This window comes from Sphingobacterium sp. SG20118 (assembly GCF_044740685.1).
GTDB lineage: Bacteria > Bacteroidota > Bacteroidia > Sphingobacteriales > Sphingobacteriaceae > Sphingobacterium.
In genome coordinates this window covers 3,567,671-3,586,563 of record NZ_CP172826.1, presented here as the reverse complement: position 1 = coordinate 3,586,563, position 18,893 = coordinate 3,567,671, and the positions used below count along the sequence as shown (strand labels likewise).

Sequence of the window (18,893 nt, the reverse complement as noted above, 5' to 3'; positions counted from 1 at the left end):
ACTTTCATATCTATGAAAGTGGCTTTTTTTATTATAAAACTATTTTTACAAAATCACCATTAACATCGAATAGTAAATCGATATCATTTGTGAGGTCGACTTCAAATCCGGTAGCAACTTTGTCGATAGCCGTGATTTGTGCAGTTGTATAATTTGTAGTTACATAACTGACAATGGATGGCAATATAAAACCTGTGGGTATGGCGGTATTATTATCAGACTCTACCTCTTTCCAAATTCCTTCCTGATCAAAATCCACTTCTATACCATTTACTAATTCAACGCTGTAAACAGTTCCATTTGCCTGATTTGGATTCTTTTTCTCTACATTACGAATTTTGATATCTTTAAAATTCATATCAAGAAAACCTATCGCTGGAGCAGGTAAAGAGGTGCTTGGTATTTGGTGATCATCGTCCTTGTCGTCGCAGGATACCGTAATGAATACGATAGTAAGCAGAGCTACGAATCCTATAATTAATTTTTTCATATCTTTTCCTTTTGAATTAATCATCAATTCGGATAAACTCTCCTTTTTTATTAAACTCTAAATCAATACCATTTGATATTTCGACTTCGTATTTACGTGATGATTTTTTTATTTTTACGATTTGTGTATCGGGGAAACTTTTAGTTACATAATTTTGAATCGCTGTCGGAACGATTTTTAAAGGAATTGCTGTTTTTTCACCATCAACCTCTTCCCAATTTCCAGATTTATCAAATTCGATTTTTGTACCATTGTTTAGGATTACTTTGTATTCCTTTGAAAAGAGTTTTTCTTTTTCTTCAATCGTACTACTGATTTGATTAGTAGCAAAATTGTTTTTGATGAATGTCTGTGCATTTGCGGGCAACTCGTTACTGTTGATTACTTTTTTTTGTGCAAATGTAATCGTCGATAGTCCTACTAGTGCGACGATGGCTATTGTTTTAATTTTGTTCATAATATATTCTCCTTTTATTTTATATATCAAAGTTCCCCTATGATTTGGTAAAGATTTAGGAATTATAGCTTTTTTATGTTAAAAACATGAAAACTATTTGAGTATGAGTAGTGTATTTCAATTTTGCTACTTGTATCTATAATTGTTTTAACAATCGAAAGGCCTAAACCGTTTGAATTTATGGCACTATTTTCTTTATGGAACCGATTGAAGATACTGTTTGGAGGCAATGCTGTATTTTTACCCGTATTAGCGATAGAAAAAGAATCGCTGTGGATATCAATTTTAATCAGACCATCTTTCGATTTATTGTAAGTAATGGCATTACGGATTAGGTTAGATAGCAAAATAGTAGCAAGGTCCGAATTAAATTCTAGGATAAATGTACCGTGGTCAGCTATCTCTACCGTTATTCCTTTATATTCTATCAAGTCTGCTAACTCATCACAAATTTGATGGATAAGAGAATTGAATATTACCTTATCTGTACTTTCAAATTGATTGTTTTCAATACGCGAAAGCATGAGTAAGGCTTTGTTCAACTTAATCATGCGTTCCAGGGCTTCTTTGGTCTCACTGATGGCGATTAATTGTTGTTCACTTAATCGTTCATCTTCCAGTAATAATTCGAGTTTATTGGTAGAGATCGCTAAAGGTGTCTGTAGCTCATGTGCGGCATTTTCAATAAATAATTTTTGCTGCTGGAATATCTTTTCATTACGATCCAACATTTTATCAATCTCCGAGTCCAATAAAATAAACTCTCTAACATTGCTTTTTATAGTTTGTGTCGCTTTTAATTTACCAAAATGATATTTTTCTAATTTATCCAATATTTGATAAAATGGTTTAAATGCGCGATGAAAGACTAAGGTATTTATTGAAAGGATACTTATGATAATTAAAATATAGAGAACAATTAATGCAGTAGCGAGATCATATTTTAATTCGTCTTCTTCGACAGTAGAGGTTCGAATTTCTAAATGATATAATTGTTTGTCTTTTCCATAGAAGTAAGTGTTTAAGATGCGGTAAGGTTCCATATCCTCGTCATATGGCATGTAAATCAGGTCGTTCTTAAACGTGTTTTTCTTACCTTGTTGTATTTGTTGGGAGGCTTTTGTAATCTTGAATTGATTGATACCGAATGTATCAATCTTTAAGATTGTCTCATCATTATAAGCCGCTCGGATAATTTCTATTTTTTGATTTTTTAATCCATCATCAACATTATCGTAAACCTCCTCCATGATAAAGGCATAGAATAATAACGCCCATACGGCAATCACGATCAAAATCATGATCGTGATATAGCGTATCGTATAGTTTTTGAGTGATTTCGTCATTAAATTAATTTATATCCGATTCCATAAACGGCTTGAATATCGATATCGGCTTGGCTATCTTTTAATTTTTTTCTTAGATTTTTGATTTGGGAATAGATAAAATCTAGACTATCGGCCTGATCGATATGGTCTCCCCAGATAGATTCGGCCAAACTGTTTTTTTGAATGAGTTTGGTAGGCCTGATGATAAAGTAATACAAAAGGTCAAATTCCTTTCTATTGAGGGTGACGGGTTTTCCATTGACTGTTATGCTCCTGTCTGTCGTGTTAACGGCAATATTTTTATAAACCAAAATATCGTCGCCATGCTGATTTTTTCTACGTATAATGGATTTGATCCGCGCATGTAGTTCCGCCAAATGAAAGGGTTTAGCTAAATAATCATCAGCACCCAACTCTAGTCCCTTGACTTTGTCATCAACGGAATCTTTGGCAGATAAAATGATCACAGATTCATCCTTCCCATTTTCTTTTATTTTCTCCATAAGTTGTAAACCTGATCCACCTGGCAACATGATATCCAGTAAAATGCAATCATAGGTATAGAGGGCTATTTTCTCAAGAGCACTTTCGTAGTCAAAAGCTTGCTCTACACGGTATTTTTCCGCTAGTAAGGATTCCATGATGACTTGGCTTAAAGCGATTTCATCTTCTATCAATAGTATCTTCATATACGTTCGTTATGGACAAGGTTAAGATAAGAATTGGGAAAGATTTAGGAATCAAAATCCAATAATCACGACGACAATGTCTTCATTATGGTATGTAGGATGGTAATGTGAGATGGCACCCTGATCTTTATAGAATTTTAATTCATCGTAGATCATTCTTTTTAAGATACCTTTTCCTTTCCCATGCACAAACTTTATTTCTGGCATATCCCAATAAATAGCAGCGTCCAACATATCGCGCATATAGATAAGGGATTCATTTGCTAATTCGTCAGCCGTATAATCTTCCCAGTCGGAAAGAAAGGCTTCAGCGTGTAAATCTATTTGTACAGCAGGTTTTTTCATGTCGATCTTTTTATGATGGGCAAAAGTACGATTAACAGACTAACAAATAAAGCTTAAACATGGTTTACACGATATAAATAGCCTTATGGAGGCGGTCGTGCCATTTCTTTATAGTTGCGGCATCTTCATATTGCTCTTTTTCAGCAAAAGCTAGCATAATATTTTCTACTTGAGCAATCATATCATCATATTCGTGGTAAATACCATTAGCATCTCGATAATCCATTATAATTTCAAAAAGATAATTGAGCGCTTTCTTTTTATGATATAAATTGTGGTGCTTTTCACCAATTTGGTCTGTTATTTTCTCATTCCTATCATCATATGCACCAATCCGGTTTCGAGCTTGGTTATATAATTGACCGTAATCTGCTATACGATGGCTAATGTCATGTATGTTGTTTTGGAGATCTTCAATAAGTGTAATGAGATTTTCCTGAATTTCAAGATCCTTTGATACAATAGACATAATATCCTTATTTTTTACTTGAATATAATTAAAATTTGTTTCATTTTAATCTTAAAATTAAAATACAAATAAACGTTTGAAATGTTTGTTAAATAAAAAATCAATTTTCGGAAATTGTTAGAGTTGTAGGAAGAATGTCGATTTCTTAATTGTTGGATTTATTGTACATTTGTTAGGTAATGGTATTCGATGCATCAATGTTGTCGAACCATTTTGTGATGCATTACTAAAAGTATGTACACGTATGTACTTAAATAAATAGGAGAGGGAGAAAATTCATGTGAATTTTCTCCCTTTTCATAGCGCTAAAATTAGATGAGAAAATATTATATATAATTCATGGGTAAAGAAATCAGTATTAATGGATATGAATTGGAGATTTGTTCCAATTCTCCGCAATCAGCATGTTATGCAGCAAAGGGAGGAGCGACACGAGTTGAACTATGTCAAAATTTGGAGAACGGCGGGACTACGCCTTCGTATGGTCAAATTGTTCAGACGAGAAGATTGGTAGATATCGGGATACATGTTCTGATTCGTCCAAGGGGTGGAGATTTTGTTTACTCTGATTTGGAATTTGAGGAAATATTAGCTGATATCCAATTCTGTAAAAAGGAGGGCTGTGACGGTGTTGTTATAGGAGTTATGTGTAAGGATGGGACTGTTGATGTAAAGCGAACTAAAGCATTGGTAGAGGCTGCTAGACCGATGCACGTGACGTTCCATCGTGCATTTGACAAATGCGCTGATCCATTTACTTCCTTAGATGTCCTGATTGGATTAGGAATAGGTCGTGTATTGACATCAGGATTGCAAAATAGAGCGGAAGATGCTGTTGCCTTATTGAAGCAGTTAGTTGCGCATGCTGCAGGTAGAATTGTTATCATGCCCGGTGCTGGCGTGGATAGCAGTAATATGGAAATGATTTTAAAAGCTACAGGTGTGACGGCTATTCATAGCTCGGCAAAAGAAACAATATCATCGCAAATGATATTTGATCGTGCAGAGGTCGCTGGAATGAACGAACCTATCTTTAGCACATCAAAAGAAAAAGTCCACCAGTTGGTAGACATCCTTAAAAAGGAATAGCGTTGTAATTTACAACGCTATTCCTTTTAGTATTTTTTAGACCTATTTAGCTTCTGAAACTAATTGGCTTAAGATAGCATCGTTTTTAACGATTTGATTTGACTTCTTCATTCTAGATCTTGAACCAAGTTCAATATTACTACCTAAACTTAAGAATTGAACCTCAACACGTGAAGTGGTTTTATTTCTTCTATCTTTTCTTTTTAAACGTGTAACTCCCATTTTGATAAATTTTTTTATTGTTCAATAAAACGAGGTCGGAAGCGGATTCGAACCGCTGTAGGAGGTTTTGCAGACCTCAGCCTAGCCACTCGGCCATCCGACCCTATTTGTTCCCCTGAGGGAATGCAAAAGTAAAATTAATATTTGGATTAACAAAGACTATTGTGTAATTATTTTTTAAACAAATCATTATCAAGCTGTTTTGTTTGAACTTATTTTTATAAGTTATTTAGATGTCTGCAAGCTATGTATCAATCGCGTAATACTTGTCTATTATTTTGTACAGTAGTAACTAATCATGGGAGTTTAATATCAGCTTGACTAATAGGGTTTTATTGATTTGGCGTGTATCTTGCAATGTTTATAAAAACGCTTATTAAAAAATAGAACGATGAAAAAGTTATTACTAACATTAGGTGCAGCATTTTTATTGGCTGCTGGTGCTCAAGCACAAAGTGGATTAGGATATGGGATTAAAGCTGGCGTTAATATGCCTTCTTATAGTTATGGAGGAAGTGATCTTTCTGATTCTAAATCAACTGTTAACTTTCATGTTACTGGTTATTTAGATGCGCCCTTAACCAATAATTTTTATATCCAACCCGGAGTCTCTTTACAAGGAAAAGGGGCTAAGTTTGCTGACTATAAAATAGGTGAAAGCACTTATGAAGTAAAACAAAATACCATGTGGTTGGAAGTACCTGTGAATTTTGTTTTAAAATTTCCAACTGCTGGTGAAGGTAAGTTTTTTGTTGGTGCAGGTCCCTATGTATCCTTTGGTCTGAGCGGAAAGAATAAATACGAAGTGAAGAGTGGAAGTGGCACAACATCAACTAGTGACGATTTTAAATTTGGTAAAGATGAGACCTTAAAAGGTACAGACTTTGGTGTAAACTTCTTAGCTGGATATCAATTGGGTAGTGGATTATCGATTAATGCTGGGTATGGTTTAGGTTTAACCAATATTGCAGGGTCTAAATTTTTGGGAACTGGAGATGTTAAAAACCGCGTATGGTCAATAGGTCTAGGATTTGGTATTTAATAAAATATCAAAATTTATTTTAATTATTCATACTAAGCCCTTGCTTTTATAGCAAGGGCTTTTTTATTGCCCTGTAAAACTTTACTTTAGTATTATTGTTTTACGTTTATAAATATTGGATATTATGACGAAGTTTTTGGCCTTGCCATTTTATATAAAATTAACCTGTACGTTAATTTCTATTATTACCTTAGGATATCTTGCTAAGATAGGGGCAACTATATTAGTGCCCTTTATTCTAGGGTTACTTTTAGCATTGCTTTTGGTTCCCGTCAGTAATTTTTTTGAAAAGAAATTGAAATTTCCAAGAACTGTTGCAGGTATTGTGACGGTTTTGCTTTTCTTTGGTTTTGTTGGTTTTGGTTTTTACATGCTTGCTTCACAATTGTCCATGATAAAAGACGATTGGCCAGCTTTTAAAGAACAAATTTTGGCGGGTTTTCAAAATGTTCAAATTTGGGTTACAGACCATTTTGGAGTGATGCATAATGAGCAAATGGATATTATAAATAAAACGGCTTCCAAATCACTGGATAGTGGAACACTGCTATTGGGTACAGCCTTACTCTCTTTATCATCGCTGTTTATTTTATTGGTATTTACTTTTCTTTACACCTTTTTCTTGTTGATTTATCGTAGTCACATCGTCCGTTTTCTTTTGCTGCTCAATAATGAAGAGCACCATGATATTGTATTGGATGTTGTCGGGCAAGTGCAATATGTCGTTAAAAAATACTTGATAGGTTTATTGTTGCAGATGCTCATTGTATCTACGCTAGTATTTGCAGCTTTGAGTATCATAGGAGTGAAATACAGCCTTCTGTTAGCCATTATCACGGGCGTATTCAATGTGTTGCCATACATTGGTATTTTCACATCAATCTTAGTCATAGCGCTGCTTACATTTGCGACATCAACATTTACACATGTCTTGGTCGTAATCGTTGCCTTGATTATTATCCATCTGATTGATAGTAATTTTATTGTCCCGAAAGTAGTAGGGTCTAAAGTGAAAGTTAACTCGTTATTTGCGATGATGGCGATTATTGTGGGAGAGTTGATTTGGGGGATTTCGGGTATGTTTCTAGCTATCCCAATCTTGGCCATTTGTAAAATTGTCATGGATCGTGTTAAAGAATTGAAACCTTGGGGATTCTTACTTGGTGAGGAAGATAATAAAGGGAATACGTATTCGAAGATACTTAAATCAATGAGTCCTAAAAAGAATCAATGAGACTATTATTAATACTTCAAAGGTATCGAAAGGTTCGGTTATGATTAATGGTGTTTATAGACCTATGTAACCATCTTCTTAGACAGGCTTTTTTGAGGCATGTAAGACGGTTAGCTGTTTCATTGATAGTGCTAGCTCTATTGTATATTTCATAGTTCTGATTGATCCAAATGAATTTTCATAGATAGGAAACAAAAAAGGCTTCTAATTTAAATTAGAAGCCTTTCTTGTTTCAATCAGTGCAATTCTATCACACTTTGATTTCTACTTCAACACCTGAAGGTAATTCAAGTTTCATCAATGCATCAACAGTTTTAGAGTTAGATGAATAAATATCTAACAATCTCTTGTATGAACATAATTGGAATTGCTCACGCGCTTTTTTGTTAACGTGTGGAGAACGTAAAACTGTATAGATTTTTTTCTCAGTAGGTAATGGAATAGGACCACTAACAACTGCACCTGTAGGTTTTACTGTTTTTACGATTTTCTCAGCTGATTTGTCAACTAAATTGTAATCGTATGATTTCAATTTGATTCTGATTCTTTGGCTCATTTCTGTTTTTGTTTAAAGTGATCTCCCGTTAGAGCTATTATCAACAGGAGATCGGTTTACTTTTATATTAGAAAGGATTATTCTCCTTTTAATTTACCTTTTGCTTTTGCAACGATATCTTCTGTAACGTTACGTGGAGCCTCTTCATAGTGATCAAATTCCATTGTAGAAGTTGCACGACCCGAAGTGATAGTACGTAATTGAGTTACATAACCAAACATTTCCGAAAGTGGAACTAATGCTTTAATAACTTGAGCACCATTACGTGTATCCAAACCTTGCATTAAACCACGACGACGGTTTAAGTCACCCATTACATCACCCATGTTTTCTTCTGGTGTCAAAACCTCCACTTTCATGATAGGCTCCATTAACACTGGAGAACATTTAGGTAATGCCTCACGGTATGCAGAGCGAGCTGCTAATTCAAAAGATAATGAATCTGAATCGACTGCGTGGAATGAACCATCAATCAAACGAACTTTCATTCCTGATAATTGGAAACCTGCTAATACACCGTTTTTCATTGATACTTCAAATCCTTTTTGAACTGAAGGGATAAATTCTTTTGGAATTTTACCACCAACGATTTCGTTGACGAATTGAAGAGGTGATTTACTTAAATCGTAATCTGCATCAGCTGGAGAAATCACAACTTTGATATCCGCAAATTTACCGCGACCACCCGATTGCTTTTTGAATACCTCACGGTGCTCAGAAGTACCAGTGATAGACTCTTTGTATGCTACTTGAGGAGCACCTTGGTTAACCTCAACTTTGAATTCGCGTTTCAAACGATCAATTAAGATATCTAAGTGAAGCTCACCCATACCAGAGATAACTGTTTGACCAGTTTCTTCGTCAGTTTTAACGACGAATGTAGGATCTTCTTCAGCTAATTTACCAAGACCAATACCTAATCTATCAATGTCAGCTTGAGTTTTTGGCTCAATAGCTAGACCGATTACTGGCTCAGGGAAATTCATTGACTCTAACACGATAGGGTGTTTTTCATCACATAAAGTATCACCTGTTTTGATATCTTTGAAACCAACAACAGCACCGATATCACCAGCCTCGATGAAAGGGATAGGGTTTTGTTTGTTCGCATGCATTTGGAAAATACGAGAGATACGTTCTTTGTTGCCTGAACGCGTGTTCAATACATAAGAACCAGCATCTAACTTACCTGAGTAAGCACGGATGAAACATAGACGACCTACGAATGGGTCAGTAGCAATTTTGAAACCTAATGCTGTGAATGGCTCATTAACATCTGGTTTACGTAGAATTTCTACACCAGTGTCAGGATTAGTACCAACTACACCTTCTGAATCCATTGGTGATGGTAATAACTCCATAACGAAGTCAAGCATTGTTTGAACACCTTTATTTTTGAAAGATGAACCACAAACCATAGGAACGATAGCATTATCTAATACTGCTGCACGTAAAGCTTTCAAGATTTCAGCTTCTGTTAATGAATTAGGGTCTTCGAAGAATTTCTCCATCAATGACTCATCATAACCAGCTACTGCTTCTAATAACTTTTCACGGTATTCAGCAACTTCGTCTAACATATCTGCTGGAATAGGCACTTCTCTAAAAGTCATACCTTTATCATGTTCATTCCAAACGATACCACGGTTGTTGATTAAATCAACAACACCTTCGAAGTTATCTTCAGCACCGATAGGTAATTGCAAAGCAACAGCATCAGAGCCTAACATTTCTTTTACTTGTTTCACAACTTTCAAGAAATCAGCACCTGAACGGTCCATTTTGTTTACGAAACCAATACGTGGAACTTTGTAATTATCAGCAAGTCTCCAGTTAGTCTCTGATTGAGGCTCAACACCATCAACTGCAGAAAATAAGAATACTAATCCGTCTAATACACGTAATGAACGATTTACCTCAACCGTGAAATCCACGTGTCCAGGAGTATCGATAACGTTAACGTTGTATTTCTTTCCACGGTAGTTTCCAGAATACAGTAACAGCAGCGGAAGTAATTGTGATACCACGCTCTTGCTCTTGTGCCATCCAGTCAGTTGTTGCTGAACCTTCGTGCGTCTCACCTAATTTATGGCTTACACCAGAATAAAAAAGGATACGCTCGGTTGTTGTAGTTTTACCAGCATCGATGTGTGCAGCGATACCAATATTTCTAGTTAATTTTAAATCTCTTGCCATAATATTTTTTAGCACTAAGCCCCGGAAGGACCGTATATTTTTCTGTCTAAATAAGTACACCGATCCAGGTAAAAGAATAGTCTTTTACCTAAGATCGGTGTAATCATATTTGTGTGTGTAAGTTCAAAACTAGAATCTGAAGTGTGAGAACGCTTTGTTAGCTTCCGCCATTTTATGCGTATCTTCTTTCTTCTTAACAGCAGCACCTTCACCTTTAGAAGCTGAAATGATTTCTCCTGCTAATTTTTCAAACATTGTTTTCTCACCACGTCTACGTGAATATGAAATTAACCATTTCATACCCAAAGCAATTTTACGCTCAGGACGAACTTCCATAGGAACTTGGAAGTTAGCACCACCAACACGACGAGATTTAACCTCTACAGCTGGCATAACGTTGTTTAAAGCTTTTTTCCAAGCTTCTAAACCACTTTCGCTAGTTTTTTGCTCTACTAATTCAATCGCATTGTAAAAAATTTCATATGCTGTAGATTTTTTACCATCATACATCATGTTGTTTACAAAACGAGTTACCTGAGTGTCGTTAAACTTTGGATCAGGTAAAATGATTCTCTTTTTTGGTTTTGATTTTCTCATTTTTCTTTCCTCCGTTTAATTATTTCTTTTTACCTTTTGCTGGCGCAGCCGCTGCTTGTCCTGGTTTAGGACGCTTAGTTCCGTATTTAGAACGACGTTGGTTACGACCTGCTACACCTGAAGTATCTAATGCACCACGGATAATGTGGTAACGTACACCTGGTAAATCTTTAACACGACCACCACGAATCAAAACGATTGAGTGTTCTTGTAAGTTGTGACCTTCTCCTGGGATGTAAGCGTTAACCTCTTTACCGTTTGTTAAACGTACACGAGCTACTTTACGCATTGCTGAGTTTGGTTTTTTAGGGGTAGTAGTATATACACGTGTACATACACCTCTTCGCTGTGGACATGAGTCCAACGCTGGTGACTTACTCTTGTCAACCAGAGCTACTCTACCTTTTCTAACTAATTGTTGAATAGTAGGCATTTACCTGATTTTGTTATTTAATTTACTCCTTAAATTATTATAAGTTCGCAAAGATAACCATTTTATTGTTAAATCGAAATACATCGACCATTAGTTTTCCACATTTTGATTGAGAATCTTGCACTTAGCATCTAAATCAATTTGTTTCTTAATAAATAGCGAACAATTTGATCGGCTCCGTATTTGGATAAGTGGTCGTCATCATGCATATATGGGTCTTGGCCATTGTATTTTTTTACATCAGGTAAATTATAAATGTCGATATAAATATCTTCTGAGACGAACGTCTTGAGAAAATTATTGATATGTGTAGACCTCGCTTCGACGTAATTCTTTTCTCTTATACTACTGTTTTTTAATTGCAAAGCCAATATGTTTGGAAAGATGATGGTGTAACTTGGTGTTTGCCCAATCATCTTGAGTGGGATTTTTTTGTCCTTGAAGTATTGTATTACTTCTTGCAGTTTGATTTTTAAGGTTTCATCTGGGTATTGTTGCGATCCCCAAAATCCAACGAGAATGACCTCGTCTATATCTTTAGCATTTTTAGGAATAAATGATTGATACATGTAATTGATCAGTTCGCAAGAGGCTTTTGGCCCTTTTGGGTCTAGAAGGGGGTAGCTGGTCGAAACGGTTGCTTGCAATAGGTGAGCATCTTCTGTTGCTAACTGTTCTTTTAGGCTCTGTGCAAAAACGCCCGCATGGCTATCACCAAGAAGGAGAATATTTCTTTTAGTGGTATCAATACTTGCGCAGAAACTCAACATCGTATTGATCGAAGGTGTTATCAATATCAAGGTGACAACTGCCCTTTCTAAATTGTTTGGCAAGATCGTGTTTTCGGTAATTTGTATTATAATTGGTGAGGTGCTGTATCTCCTTATTTGTTTTTAATTCTTTGTATGGAAATAACATGACTACTGCTGCTGCTACCACGACGCCTGAAGTGCAGGTCAGTGTGAAGCGAATTTCATTGAATTTTTTATTGGATTCAATGAAATAATATGATAAACAGGCTAAAGCAAGCGAAAGGATAAGTATGGGTAGGGTGATGAAGGGGTTGTTCAAACCCAGGTATATGGAAAATACGTAAATTGGCCAATGCCATAAATATAAAGAGTAAGATAGTTTTCCTATCCACTGGATAGGTTTAAAAGCCAATACTTTGAAATCACACTGTGTCACGATAATCAAGAATGTCGCAACAACAGGAAAGAGGGTATAGTAAGAAGGCCAGCTGATATTTTCCTCGTTCAGAGTGAGAATGCATGTGATCAGGGTACAGTAGCCAAGAAAAGCTAATATTTTCCTTAAAGGGGAAGTTATGGATTTTCGTATATGTCCCTCTGTCAGAAATGCAAGCCCGCCAATGAGCATCTCCCAAGCTCTAGTTGGGAACATGTAAAAACTGAAAGATGGGTTTGTATTATTGAAATAGTGGTTGAACGCCAGGGATATTGCTGTGAGGCTGCTAAAAAAGACGATAAACCTTATTTTATTATCTGAATAGCTATTTCTAAAGGGATAAAGCAATATTGGAAACAAAAGATAGAATTGCCATTCAACGGATAGTGACCAGGTATGTAGCAGTATGTTGTTCTGGGATGCAATGTCAAAATATCCACTATGGAGATAGTAATCGATATTGGAAATAAAGAGGCTACTGAAGAAGGAGTTGTTTCCAAGTTGCTGTAAGTCGTTGGGAAGTAAAATAAAACCTCCTATTAAGATTATCCCAATAAGGAGGAATAACAGAGCTGGAATGATTCGGGTGGCTCTCTTTATATAAAACTCTTTAAAGGAGAAGTTTTGTTTTTCGAATCCAGAAAGCACGATTTTTGTCATTAGATATCCAGAGATGACGAAAAAGATGTCCACTCCGCTAAACCCACCGTCGAAGTAAGGAATTTTGAAATGGAAAAAAACTACTGCTAATACTGCTAAAGCACGCAATGCTCCTATGTCATTTCTAAATTTCATTTTTTTTTCTCGTTGATGTAGGTTGCAAATCTGGGCAAAATAATTTATTTCCCCTATTAAAATCTCAATCATCTTATTTTCTGACTACCCGCAGGAAACTTTAAAATATGTTTATTGTTTTTATGGTAATTTTGTTTTTTTAAATAAGATATATGGAAATGAGAAAGACGGTCCTACTTGCTATGATGTTATTCTGTACTACGGCTTATAGTCAAACTTTTGAAGTCGTTCCGTTAGGTGTTTATGGAGGTAATCATGAAGATAATCTTTCTTCCTATTTAATCGGTGAATACCAAAATAATGCATATTTAGCATTGGATGGTGGGACTATTAATGCGGGTATTAGAAAAGCAATTGCATTAAAAACATTCAATGAGCCAGCTTCCAGGGTGTTGAAGGATTATATTAAGGGCTATTTTATATCACACGGGCATTTAGACCATTTGGCGGGTATGATAATTAATGCACCTGCTGATGCTCCTAAAAGTATCTATGCAACACCAGGGATGATCGATGTATTGAAAAATCATTATTTCATTGATGCTACTTGGGCTAATTTTGGAAATGAAGGAACCCTGCCTATTCGTAAATATCGATATATAAGATTGTATCTAGGAGAGGTGGATTCAGTAGAAAATACCAATATGACGATACAGGCTTTTGATTTGAGTCATGTGAGTCCAATGAGAAGTTCTGCAGCTTTGGTAAGTATAGCGGGATCTTCCGTATTATACTTAGGAGATACTGGTGCGGATCGTGTGGAGGGAACCAAAGATTTGGAATACTTATGGAAAGCTATTGCACCAATCGTAATAGCTAAGCAACTAAAGGCACTGATGATCGAAGTGTCATTTCCGAATGCACAATCTGAAAAACTACTTTTTGGCCATTTGACTCCTGCTCTTTTAAGTGAAGAAATGGAAAAGTTAGCTCAATTTACGGGAAAAGAGGCTTTACGAGAGCTGAACGTTGTCATCACGCACATGAAGCCTGAGGCCGGTCAAGTTGAAGAGATTAAGCGGGAGCTGATCGAGGATAACCCTTTAGCTTTAAATTATATTTTCCCAGAACAAGGTAGGCGATTAATCTTTTAGTGAAGTTGCATATTATCCGTGTGATTTTTCAGCTCAATGTCAGCTTTTTTATGCTAGCTAGAAAAAAGTCATTTATTCTAGCTAAATTTAAGTTTCATTCAGCACGGTGTGGGTATTGTTGCTTTTGTAAAGATGTAAACCTATGTATATGAATTACTTAGAGGATGTTCAGAGATTGTTTTTGTACTATAAGCAGTTAGTTGATAGTACTTTGAATCAGTTGAGTGATAGCCAGTTGTTTTGGCGTTACAATGAGGAGAGTAACAGTGTTGCTGTTCTTATCCAGCATATTTCCGGAAATATGAGGTCTCGTTTTACGGATTTTTTGACTTCGGATGGTGAAAAAGAATGGCGTAATCGGGATGCTGAGTTCGAGTTGATAGACGAAGACAAAACAAGGTTGTTTCTAGAATGGAATGAAGCGTGGGAAAATCTGTTTGCTACTTTGAAAACCCTAGAGTTTGATGATTTGAGTAAGATCGTTCATATTCGGAATCAAGGGCATACTGTTGTAGAGGCTATTAATAGACAGTTGGCACATTATCCTTATCATGTGGGACAGATTGTGATGCTGGGAAAAATGATGAAAGGGAATAACTGGAGATCCTTATCTATTCCAAAGGGAGAGTCTGGAGTTTATAATGCTGTGCGGTTTACGCAGGGCAGGCATATGGAACATTTTACCGATGAGATGTTGCGACACTTGGATGGTTAGTGTTCATTTATGCAATAGAAACGCCCCCAAAAAGTATCATCTTATTTGGAGGCGGAAATTTCTTGTTTTGATTAACTTAGTTTAGCTTATTAAGGTGAAGTCAATCTGGCGTTTGTCAAGGTCAACTTTTTTGACTTTAATCTGTACCTCATCACCCAATTGATATTTCTTTTTCTTACGTTGCCCAATGATGGCAAAGTTTTTTTCATCCAAGACATAAAAATCGTCGTTAATATCGCGAAGCCTGATCATTCCCTCACATTTATTTGATTGAATTTCCACATACATACCCCATTCTGTCACGCCAGAGATAATACCTGTGTATTCAGTTCCAATTTGCTCTTGAAGGAATTCTGCTTGTTTGTATTTGATCGAAGCGCGTTCTGCTTCTGCTGCTTTCTTTTCCATTTGTGAAGTATGTTCGCACATCTTCTCGTAATGATCGGCATTGATTTTATTTCCGCCATCAAGGTAGTAAGCTAGGAGCCTATGTACCATAACGTCGGGATAACGTCGGATAGGGGATGTAAAATGAGTGTAATAATCAAATGCTAATCCGTAATGGCTTGTTCCTTTAGTCGTGTATATGGCTTTTGCCATGGAGCGAATAGCAAGGGAAGTTAACATATTCTGTTCTTTGCTACCTTCAATCTTGGTCATTAATGCATTTAAGGATTTGGCCGTTTCTTTATCCGATTTTATCGTTAATTTATGTCCAAATCGAGCTGCGAATTGTGAAAACGTTGCTAATGTTTCCGGATTGGGAACATCATGAAAACGGTAGACGAAAGGTAATTTATTTTTACCTTTCCCTTGTTTTCCGATATATTCGGCAACTTTTCTATTGGCAAGTAACATGAAGTCTTCAATAAGCTTATGCGCATCTTTCCTAACCTTAGTGTAGACACCTGTAGGCTTTCCATTCTCGTCCAATATAAACTTAACCTCTTCACTTTCAAAGGCAATTGCGCCATTCTTGAATTTGCGTTCGCGGAGGATATAAGCAAGTTCATTCAGTTTTAGGATCTCTGAAGAAAAATCACCTGTTTTTGTTTCGATGATCTCTTGCGCTTCTTCATAAGAAAAACGACGGTCTGAATGGATGATTGTTCTACCAAACCACTGTTCTAGTACATTTGCATCCTCATCGAGCTCAAAGACAGCCGAGAAGCAAAGTTTATCCTCGTGGGGACGAAGTGAGCACACGCCATTGGATAATCGCTCTGGAAGCATAGGAATCACCCTGTCGACCAAGTAGACAGAAGTACCTCTTTCGTATGCTTCTTTGTCTAATTCTGTTTCAGGAATGACAAAGTGGGAGACGTCTGCGATGTGAATACCAATTTCGTAATTTCCATTCTCTAGTTGTTGAAACGAGATGGCATCATCAAAATCTTTGGCATCTGCGGGATCAATGGTGAAAGTGGTGATGTTTCGAAAATCTCTTCTTTTTGCAATCTCTTCTTTTGAGCAGGTTTCTGGTAGTGCGTTTGCTTCTTCCTCTACTATTTTAGGAAATTTTAGTGGGAAGCCGTAGTCTGCCAAGATGGCATTCATCTCGGTGTTGTTTTCTCCCTTTTTACCTAGAATAGTTTTGACTTTTCCGATTGGATTTTTAGCTCCTTCAGGCCAGTCAATGATGGAGACTACAGCCTTTTCGCCATCCTTCGCGCCAACAAGATTATCAAGTGGAATAAAGATGTCATGAAGCATTTTTTTGTCATCAGCAATGAAGAAGGCGAAGTTTTGTGAAAGGTTGATGATGCCGGTAAAATCTGTTTTGGCTCGTTGAATAATTTCGACAACTTCGCCTTCTTTTTTTCGGCCTCTGCTCTTCTCAAATGTATGTACCTTAACGATGTCTCCATGTAATGCTTGACGTAGTTTTCTAGGTGCTACGAAAATGTCATTTTCAAATTCGTCTTCGGGTATAATATAAGCAGATCCTTCAGCGGTCATATCGACTTTACCTGTTACGTAAACTTTGAGCTGACGAAGTTTAAACTTCCCTTTTTCAACCTCTATAAATGGGCTGTTTTTGGGTTGAGAAGTTAAGATATTGGCGATAGCTATTTTAGAATCGGAATCGTGAACGTTCAATTTTGATGCGACTTGTTTGTAGTTGAGGGCTTTGTTGCTTGACTTCTCAAAGATGTCGATGATGAGCTGTGTCAAAACCTCTTGATATGGGTTTTCTTTTTTTGTCGTCATACGTATTTATTTACTTTTTATCGTGTTATAAGTAGAGGAGGAGGTTGCTATGAATCATGATGTTTTTGGTATTTCTGATTGCGCTATTTCTCATGCCTTATCACTTACAAGATACGAATATTAATCTAGAATTACGGGTATTTTTAAGGTGTTTATTATGTGTTTTTTATTTAGTGTATTTATTGTTTTCTTTAGCTTTGTTAATTATTTGGTAATCAGATTATTGAATTCATTGATGCTTAATGTTTCTGATGCTGTAAGTGGAGTAGGGAGTCAATTTCAAACTTTAGTGTAGAATTGTTTATTTAGCTAAAAATTTATTCCTTTATAATGCCTTTATTATTTGTTTGTAATACCCTTTATTAAAATGCGTTGTAATTCATTAAGCTAAAATTTAGCTTATATTTCATATTGTTTTTTAGCGCGAATTTGTGGCGGTTCAATCCATAGATATAATGGTTTCAAATTTTCATGAAACCATTATGTTTTAGAATATATTGTCAACAAATATTTTTATTTTTCCTGACATTGGTCACATAAACCAAGGGCATTTATCGCTACAGCTTCGAGCTTATAACCTTTGGGAAGATTAAAGCTTGGGAGTGTGATTTCTTCCATACAATAAACGGAATTGCATCGTCTACAGATGAAATGAATATGCTGATCATGATGTTCATGTTCAGAGCAATTTGTAGAACAAAGGGCATAAGTAGCAGTGCCATTCAGGTCAAAAATTTTATGTAAAATCCCCTTCTCTTCAAAAGAAGAGAGTACGCGATATAGGGTGACACGGTCGATTTCTTTACCTATTAATTTCTCTAATTCGGGTTGTGATATGGCCGATTTTTTAGTAGATATAATTTCCAAAGTACGCAATCTGGGTTGTGTCACTTTGAGTTGATATTGCTTTAGCAAAGCCGCAAAATCGACACTTTCAAATGCTGTTTTTTCTTGTTGTTGCTCTTTACTCATATGACAAAAATACATCATTATTCCTAGATAAAAAAACGGTCAAAAGCAGGTGTATAACACGCACTTTCGACCGTTCTTTTAAAATCGTTTTATTCTGAAATTATTTACCTGCCGCTTTAGCATGGTCAGCTAAGAAAGTAGCAAGACCGCTATCTGTTAAAGGGTGTTTCAATAAAGCTGTAATTGCTGATAAAGGACCTGTCATAACATCAGCTCCAATTTTAGCGCAACCTAGGATATGAGCACTGTTACGTACCGATGCAGCCAAAATCTGGGTAGGGAAACTGTAGTTATCATAGATCAAACGAATCTCTTCAATTAGGCCTAAACCATCTGTCGAAATGTCATCTAAACGTCCTATAAAAGGTGATACATAAGTTGCTCCAGCTTTAGCAGCTAATAATGCTTGACCTGCTGAAAAAACCAAAGTACAGTTTGTTTTGATTCCCTTTTTGCTGAAATATTTAATCGCTTTGATACCATCTTTGATCATAGGGACTTTAACAACAATCTTGTCATCTAATTTTGCAAGTGCTTCGCCTTCTTTGATCATTCCTTCGTAATTTGTAGAAATTACCTCTGCACTTACATCACCATCCACGATAGCACAGATTGCTTTGTAATGATTGATTACATTTTCGTCCCCACTGATTCCTTCTTTGGCCATTAAACTTGGGTTTGTAGTTACCCCATCTAATACACCTAAGTCCTGTGCTTCTTTGATTTGCTCTAAGTTTGCTGTGTCAATAAAAAATTTCATCTCGTATTGAA

Annotated in this window: 20 protein-coding genes, 1 tRNA gene and 1 pseudogene; 5 read left to right on the top strand and 17 right to left on the bottom strand. The window is 36.1% G+C overall.

Annotated features, from left to right (window positions below; all coding sequences use genetic code 11):
* Positions 1–31: 31 nt before the first annotated feature.
* The 6 genes from ACFX5U_RS16535 to ACFX5U_RS16510 all read right to left on the bottom strand — a co-directional run bounded on the left by ACFX5U_RS16535 (position 32) and on the right by ACFX5U_RS16510 (position 3,778).
* Positions 32–490: a PepSY-like domain-containing protein gene (locus ACFX5U_RS16535; RefSeq protein WP_158500308.1), complete on the bottom strand. Its 459-nt coding sequence runs from the start codon at positions 488–490 to the stop codon at positions 32–34.
* A 16-nt stretch (positions 491–506) separates the two neighbouring features.
* Positions 507–947, bottom strand: coding sequence for a PepSY-like domain-containing protein (locus ACFX5U_RS16530; RefSeq protein ID WP_038700065.1), 441 nt, complete (start codon positions 945–947; stop codon positions 507–509).
* A gap of 62 nt (positions 948–1,009) precedes the next feature.
* A complete protein-coding gene (locus ACFX5U_RS16525) occupies positions 1,010–2,293 on the bottom strand; it encodes a sensor histidine kinase (RefSeq protein WP_400261484.1) in 1,284 nt (427 codons plus the stop codon).
* Positions 2,293–2,964, bottom strand: a complete 672-nt coding sequence (locus ACFX5U_RS16520) for a response regulator transcription factor (RefSeq protein WP_400261483.1) — start codon at positions 2,962–2,964, stop codon at positions 2,293–2,295. Before ACFX5U_RS16520 ends, ACFX5U_RS16525 begins: the two co-directional genes overlap by 1 nt.
* Before the next feature lie 51 nt (positions 2,965–3,015).
* Complete coding sequence (locus ACFX5U_RS16515; RefSeq protein ID WP_038700059.1) at positions 3,016–3,309, bottom strand: Smr/MutS family protein; 294 nt, start codon at positions 3,307–3,309, stop codon at positions 3,016–3,018.
* A 64-nt stretch (positions 3,310–3,373) separates the two neighbouring features.
* Positions 3,374–3,778, bottom strand: coding sequence for a hypothetical protein (locus ACFX5U_RS16510; protein ID WP_038700057.1), 405 nt, complete (start codon positions 3,776–3,778; stop codon positions 3,374–3,376).
* 339 nt (positions 3,779–4,117) lie between these two features.
* Here ACFX5U_RS16510 and ACFX5U_RS16505 point away from each other — a divergent pair, with 339 nt between their 5' ends.
* A complete protein-coding gene (locus ACFX5U_RS16505; RefSeq protein WP_400261482.1) occupies positions 4,118–4,867 on the top strand; it encodes a copper homeostasis protein CutC in 750 nt (249 codons plus the stop codon).
* A 42-nt stretch (positions 4,868–4,909) separates the two neighbouring features.
* Here ACFX5U_RS16505 and ACFX5U_RS16500 read toward each other — a convergent pair whose 3' ends face one another.
* Together ACFX5U_RS16500 and ACFX5U_RS16495 are read right to left on the bottom strand one after the other, a co-directional pair.
* Positions 4,910–5,089: a hypothetical protein gene (locus ACFX5U_RS16500; protein ID WP_038700053.1), complete on the bottom strand. Its 180-nt coding sequence runs from the start codon at positions 5,087–5,089 to the stop codon at positions 4,910–4,912.
* A 32-nt stretch (positions 5,090–5,121) separates the two neighbouring features.
* Positions 5,122–5,192, bottom strand: a tRNA-Cys gene (locus ACFX5U_RS16495).
* Between the two features lie 288 nt (positions 5,193–5,480).
* Here ACFX5U_RS16495 and ACFX5U_RS16490 point away from each other — a divergent pair.
* Both ACFX5U_RS16490 and ACFX5U_RS16485 read left to right on the top strand, forming a co-directional pair.
* Complete coding sequence (locus tag ACFX5U_RS16490) at positions 5,481–6,131, top strand: porin family protein (protein WP_400261481.1); 651 nt, start codon at positions 5,481–5,483, stop codon at positions 6,129–6,131.
* 124 nt (positions 6,132–6,255) lie between these two features.
* Positions 6,256–7,365: an AI-2E family transporter gene (locus ACFX5U_RS16485; RefSeq protein ID WP_038700049.1), complete on the top strand. Its 1,110-nt coding sequence runs from the start codon at positions 6,256–6,258 to the stop codon at positions 7,363–7,365.
* A gap of 250 nt (positions 7,366–7,615) precedes the next feature.
* On the opposite strand, the gene rpsJ is transcribed toward ACFX5U_RS16485, so the two are convergent.
* The 6 genes and pseudogenes from rpsJ to ACFX5U_RS16455 form a co-directional block, all read right to left on the bottom strand.
* On the bottom strand, positions 7,616–7,921 hold the full coding sequence (rpsJ, locus tag ACFX5U_RS16480) for a 30S ribosomal protein S10 (RefSeq protein WP_013667229.1): 306 nt from the start codon (positions 7,919–7,921) through the stop codon (positions 7,616–7,618).
* A 77-nt stretch (positions 7,922–7,998) separates the two neighbouring features.
* A pseudogene (gene fusA, locus ACFX5U_RS16475) lies at positions 7,999–10,117 on the bottom strand (elongation factor G).
* 129 nt (positions 10,118–10,246) lie between these two features.
* A complete protein-coding gene (gene rpsG / locus ACFX5U_RS16470) occupies positions 10,247–10,714 on the bottom strand; it encodes a 30S ribosomal protein S7 (RefSeq protein WP_021188484.1) in 468 nt (155 codons plus the stop codon).
* A 19-nt stretch (positions 10,715–10,733) separates the two neighbouring features.
* Positions 10,734–11,147 (bottom strand): 30S ribosomal protein S12, encoded by a 414-nt coding sequence (gene rpsL / locus ACFX5U_RS16465; RefSeq protein ID WP_002993550.1) that lies wholly within the window; start codon positions 11,145–11,147, stop codon positions 10,734–10,736.
* A gap of 131 nt (positions 11,148–11,278) precedes the next feature.
* Positions 11,279–11,917 (bottom strand): SGNH hydrolase domain-containing protein, encoded by a 639-nt coding sequence (locus ACFX5U_RS16460; RefSeq protein ID WP_400261480.1) that lies wholly within the window; start codon positions 11,915–11,917, stop codon positions 11,279–11,281.
* Positions 11,892–13,130: an acyltransferase family protein gene (locus ACFX5U_RS16455; protein WP_400261479.1), complete on the bottom strand. Its 1,239-nt coding sequence runs from the start codon at positions 13,128–13,130 to the stop codon at positions 11,892–11,894. Before ACFX5U_RS16455 ends, ACFX5U_RS16460 begins: the two co-directional genes overlap by 26 nt.
* 152 nt (positions 13,131–13,282) lie before the next feature.
* Between ACFX5U_RS16455 and ACFX5U_RS16450 the strand changes: the two genes are divergently transcribed.
* Together ACFX5U_RS16450 and ACFX5U_RS16445 are read left to right on the top strand one after the other, a co-directional pair.
* Positions 13,283–14,224 carry an MBL fold metallo-hydrolase gene (locus ACFX5U_RS16450; RefSeq protein WP_400261478.1) on the top strand — a complete coding sequence of 314 codons (942 nt, stop codon included), beginning with the start codon at positions 13,283–13,285 and terminating at the stop codon, positions 14,222–14,224.
* Between the two features lie 148 nt (positions 14,225–14,372).
* On the top strand, positions 14,373–14,939 hold the full coding sequence (locus tag ACFX5U_RS16445; protein ID WP_280565939.1) for a DUF1572 family protein: 567 nt from the start codon (positions 14,373–14,375) through the stop codon (positions 14,937–14,939).
* An 81-nt stretch (positions 14,940–15,020) separates the two neighbouring features.
* Here the strand turns inward: ACFX5U_RS16445 and rnr are convergent, their stop codons facing one another.
* The 3 genes from rnr to fsa form a co-directional block, all read right to left on the bottom strand.
* Positions 15,021–17,150 (bottom strand): ribonuclease R, encoded by a 2,130-nt coding sequence (rnr, locus tag ACFX5U_RS16440; protein WP_400261477.1) that lies wholly within the window; start codon positions 17,148–17,150, stop codon positions 15,021–15,023.
* 513 nt (positions 17,151–17,663) lie between these two features.
* Entirely contained in the window at positions 17,664–18,122 is a 459-nt protein-coding gene (locus tag ACFX5U_RS16435; RefSeq protein ID WP_051960000.1) for a Fur family transcriptional regulator, read from the bottom strand.
* 100 nt (positions 18,123–18,222) lie between these two features.
* Positions 18,223–18,882, bottom strand: coding sequence for a fructose-6-phosphate aldolase (gene fsa / locus ACFX5U_RS16430; protein ID WP_038700037.1), 660 nt, complete (start codon positions 18,880–18,882; stop codon positions 18,223–18,225).
* Between the last annotated feature and the right edge of the window lie 11 nt (positions 18,883–18,893).

Excerpts from the sequence above, each read along its gene's own strand:
- ACFX5U_RS16535 (WP_158500308.1), bottom strand. The coding sequence starts at position 490 with ATGAAAAAATTAATTATAGGATTCGTAGCTCTGCTTACTATCGTATTC.
- ACFX5U_RS16530 (WP_038700065.1), bottom strand. The coding sequence starts at position 947 with ATGAACAAAATTAAAACAATAGCCATCGTCGCACTAGTAGGACTATCG.
- ACFX5U_RS16525 (WP_400261484.1), bottom strand. The coding sequence starts at position 2,293 with ATGACGAAATCACTCAAAAACTATACGATACGCTATATCACGATCATG.
- ACFX5U_RS16520 (WP_400261483.1), bottom strand. The coding sequence starts at position 2,964 with ATGAAGATACTATTGATAGAAGATGAAATCGCTTTAAGCCAAGTCATC.
- ACFX5U_RS16515 (WP_038700059.1), bottom strand. The coding sequence starts at position 3,309 with ATGAAAAAACCTGCTGTACAAATAGATTTACACGCTGAAGCCTTTCTT.
- ACFX5U_RS16510 (WP_038700057.1), bottom strand. The coding sequence starts at position 3,778 with ATGTCTATTGTATCAAAGGATCTTGAAATTCAGGAAAATCTCATTACA.
- ACFX5U_RS16505 (WP_400261482.1), top strand. The coding sequence starts at position 4,118 with ATGGGTAAAGAAATCAGTATTAATGGATATGAATTGGAGATTTGTTCC.
- ACFX5U_RS16500 (WP_038700053.1), bottom strand. The coding sequence starts at position 5,089 with ATGGGAGTTACACGTTTAAAAAGAAAAGATAGAAGAAATAAAACCACT.
- ACFX5U_RS16490 (WP_400261481.1), top strand. The coding sequence starts at position 5,481 with ATGAAAAAGTTATTACTAACATTAGGTGCAGCATTTTTATTGGCTGCT.
- ACFX5U_RS16485 (WP_038700049.1), top strand. The coding sequence starts at position 6,256 with ATGACGAAGTTTTTGGCCTTGCCATTTTATATAAAATTAACCTGTACG.
- rpsJ (WP_013667229.1), bottom strand. The coding sequence starts at position 7,921 with ATGAGCCAAAGAATCAGAATCAAATTGAAATCATACGATTACAATTTA.
- rpsG (WP_021188484.1), bottom strand. The coding sequence starts at position 10,714 with ATGAGAAAATCAAAACCAAAAAAGAGAATCATTTTACCTGATCCAAAG.
- rpsL (WP_002993550.1), bottom strand. The coding sequence starts at position 11,147 with ATGCCTACTATTCAACAATTAGTTAGAAAAGGTAGAGTAGCTCTGGTT.
- ACFX5U_RS16460 (WP_400261480.1), bottom strand. The coding sequence starts at position 11,917 with ATGTTGAGTTTCTGCGCAAGTATTGATACCACTAAAAGAAATATTCTC.
- ACFX5U_RS16455 (WP_400261479.1), bottom strand. The coding sequence starts at position 13,130 with ATGAAATTTAGAAATGACATAGGAGCATTGCGTGCTTTAGCAGTATTA.
- ACFX5U_RS16450 (WP_400261478.1), top strand. The coding sequence starts at position 13,283 with ATGGAAATGAGAAAGACGGTCCTACTTGCTATGATGTTATTCTGTACT.
- ACFX5U_RS16445 (WP_280565939.1), top strand. The coding sequence starts at position 14,373 with ATGAATTACTTAGAGGATGTTCAGAGATTGTTTTTGTACTATAAGCAG.
- rnr (WP_400261477.1), bottom strand. The coding sequence starts at position 17,150 with ATGACGACAAAAAAAGAAAACCCATATCAAGAGGTTTTGACACAGCTC.
- ACFX5U_RS16435 (WP_051960000.1), bottom strand. The coding sequence starts at position 18,122 with ATGAGTAAAGAGCAACAACAAGAAAAAACAGCATTTGAAAGTGTCGAT.
- fsa (WP_038700037.1), bottom strand. The coding sequence starts at position 18,882 with ATGAAATTTTTTATTGACACAGCAAACTTAGAGCAAATCAAAGAAGCA.